The sequence below is a fragment of the Bacillus sp. ME78 genome, from assembly GCF_903970865.1.
Taxonomy (GTDB): Bacteria; Bacillota; Bacilli; order Bacillales; family Bacillaceae_G; genus Bacillus_A; species Bacillus_A cereus.
In genome coordinates this window covers 1-3067 of record NZ_CAJCKK010000067.1, presented here as the reverse complement: position 1 = coordinate 3067, position 3067 = coordinate 1, and the positions used below count along the sequence as shown (strand labels likewise).

Below are 3067 nucleotides of genomic sequence, written 5' to 3'. Positions count from 1 at the left end.
CATATTATATGGTTAAGTCCTCGATCTATTAGTATTCGTCAGCTCCACATGTCACCATGCTTCCACCTCGAACCTATCAACCTGATCATCTTTCAGGGATCTTACTAGCTTACGCTATGGGAAATCTCATCTTGAGGGGGGCTTCATGCTTAGATGCTTTCAGCACTTATCCCTTCCGCACATAGCTACCCAGCTATGCCCTTGGCAGAACAACTGGTACACCAGCGGTGCGTCCATCCCGGTCCTCTCGTACTAAGGACAGCTCCTCTCAAATTTCCTACGCCCACGACGGATAGGGACCGAACTGTCTCACGACGTTCTGAACCCAGCTCGCGTACCGCTTTAATGGGCGAACAGCCCAACCCTTGGGACCGACTACAGCCCCAGGATGCGATGAGCCGACATCGAGGTGCCAAACCTCCCCGTCGATGTGGACTCTTGGGGGAGATAAGCCTGTTATCCCCGGGGTAGCTTTTATCCGTTGAGCGATGGCCCTTCCATGCGGAACCACCGGATCACTAAGCCCGACTTTCGTCCCTGCTCGACTTGTAGGTCTCGCAGTCAAGCTCCCTTATGCCTTTGCACTCTACGAATGATTTCCAACCATTCTGAGGGAACCTTTGGGCGCCTCCGTTACACTTTAGGAGGCGACCGCCCCAGTCAAACTGCCCACCTGACACTGTCTCCCGGGTCGATAAGACCCGTAGGTTAGAATTTCAATACAGTCAGGGCGGTATCCCACCAGCGCCTCCACCGAAGCTAGCGCTCCGGTTTCAATGGCTCCCGCCTATCCTGTACAAACTGTACCAAAATTCAATATCAGGCTACAGTAAAGCTCCACGGGGTCTTTCCGTCCTGTCGCGGGTAACCTGCATCTTCACAGGTACTATAATTTCACCGAGTCTCTGGTTGAGACAGTGCCCAAATCGTTACACCTTTCGTGCGGGTCGGAACTTACCCGACAAGGAATTTCGCTACCTTAGGACCGTTATAGTTACGGCCGCCGTTTACTGGGGCTTCAGTTCAGAGCTTCGCTTACGCTAACCCCTCTCCTTAACCTTCCAGCACCGGGCAGGTGTCACCCCCTATACTTCGCCTTACGGCTTCGCAGAGAGCTGTGTTTTTGCTAAACAGTCGCTTGGGCCTATTCACTGCGGCTTTCCGTTAAGAAAGCACCCCTTCTCCCGAAGTTACGGGGTCATTTTGCCGAGTTCCTTAACCAGAGTTCTCTCGCACACCTTAGGATTCTCTCCTCGCCTACCTGTGTCGGTTTGCGGTACAGGCACCTTTTATCTCGCTAGAAGCTTTTCTTGGCAGCGGGGAATCAAAGACTTCGCTCCATAAGGAGCTTCCCCATCACAGCTCAGCCTTCACGATAAGCGGATTTGCCTACTTATCAGCCTAACTGCTTGGACGTGCACAACCAATCGCACGCTTCTTCTATCCTTCTGCGTCCCTCCATTGCTCAAACGATAAAGAGGTGGTACAGGAATATCAACCTGTTGTCCATCGCCTACGCCTGTCGGCCTCGGCTTAGGTCCTGACTAACCCTGAGCGGACGAGCCTTCCTCAGGAAACCTTAGGCATTCGGTGGACGGGATTCTCACCCGTCTTTCGCTACTCATACCGGCATTCTCACTTCTAAGCGCTCCACCAGTCCTTCCGGTCTGACTTCACTGCACTTAGAACGCTCCCCTACCACTGATACCATTGGTATCAATTCGCAGCTTCGGTGGTGTATTTAGCCCCGGTACATTTTCGGCGCAGAGTCACTCGACTAGTGAGCTATTACGCACTCTTTAAATGGTGGCTGCTTCTAAGCCAACATCCTAGTTGTCTAAGCAACTCCACATCCTTTTCCACTTAATACACACTTTGGGACCTTAGCTGGCGATCTGGGCTGTTTCCCTCTTGACTACGGATCTTATCACTCGCAGTCTGACTCCTAAGGATAAGTCATTGGCATTCGGAGTTTGACTGAATTCGGTAATCCGATGAGGACCCCTAGTTCAATCAGTGCTCTACCTCCAAGACTCTTACACTTAAGGCTAGCCCTAAAGCTATTTCGGGGAGAACCAGCTATCTCCAGGTTCGATTGGAATTTCTCCGCTACCCACACCTCATCCCCGCACTTTTCAACGTGCGTGGGTTCGGGCCTCCATTCAGTGTTACCTGAACTTCACCCTGGACATGGGTAGATCACCTGGTTTCGGGTCTACGACCACGTACTAAACGCCCTATTCAGACTCGCTTTCGCTGCGGCTCCGCCTCTTCAGCTTAACCTCGCACGGGATCGTAACTCGCCGGTTCATTCTACAAAAGGCACGCCATCACCCATTAACGGGCTCTGACTATTTGTAGGCACACGGTTTCAGGATCTCTTTCACTCCCCTTCCGGGGTGCTTTTCACCTTTCCCTCACGGTACTGGTTCACTATCGATCACTAGGGAGTATTTAGCCTTGGGAGATGGTCCTCCCAGATTCCGACGGAATTTCACGTGTTCCGCCGTACTCAGGATACATTCAAGAGAGAACGAAGTTTCGACTACGGGGTTGTTACCCTCTACGACGGACCTTTCCAGGTCGCTTCGTCTACCTCGTTCCTTTGTAACTCCGTATAGAATGTCCTACAACCCCAAGAGGCAAGCCTCTTGGTTTGGGCTATGTTCCGTTTCGCTCGCCGCTACTCAGGAAATCGCATTTGCTTTCTCTTCCTCCAGGTACTTAGATGTTTCAGTTCCCTGGGTCTGTCTTCCATACCCTATGTATTCAGGTAAGGATACCATACCATTACGTATAGTGGGTTTCCCCATTCGGAAATCTTCGGATCAAAGCTTACTTACAGCTCCCCGAAGCATATCGGCGTTAGTCCCGTCCTTCATCGACTCCTAGTGTCAAGGCATCCACCGTGCGCCCTTTCTAACTTAACCAAACTAAAATTAAAAAAATATGAGCTACACTGTTATCTAGTTTTCAAAGAACATACATTTATATATGAGAGATAGTTCTCTCAAAACTGAACAAAACGAAACACGGAAACTTATATTGATGAACAGCGTTCATCAAT

1 rRNA gene is annotated in these 3067 nt (G+C 50.7%); it reads right to left on the bottom strand.

Features of this window, described 5'->3' with window-relative positions:
- Positions 1 to 8: 8 nt before the first annotated feature.
- Positions 9 to 2930: ribosomal RNA gene (locus H6481_RS27935) — 23S ribosomal RNA — on the bottom strand.
- Positions 2931 to 3067: the final 137 nt, after the last annotated feature.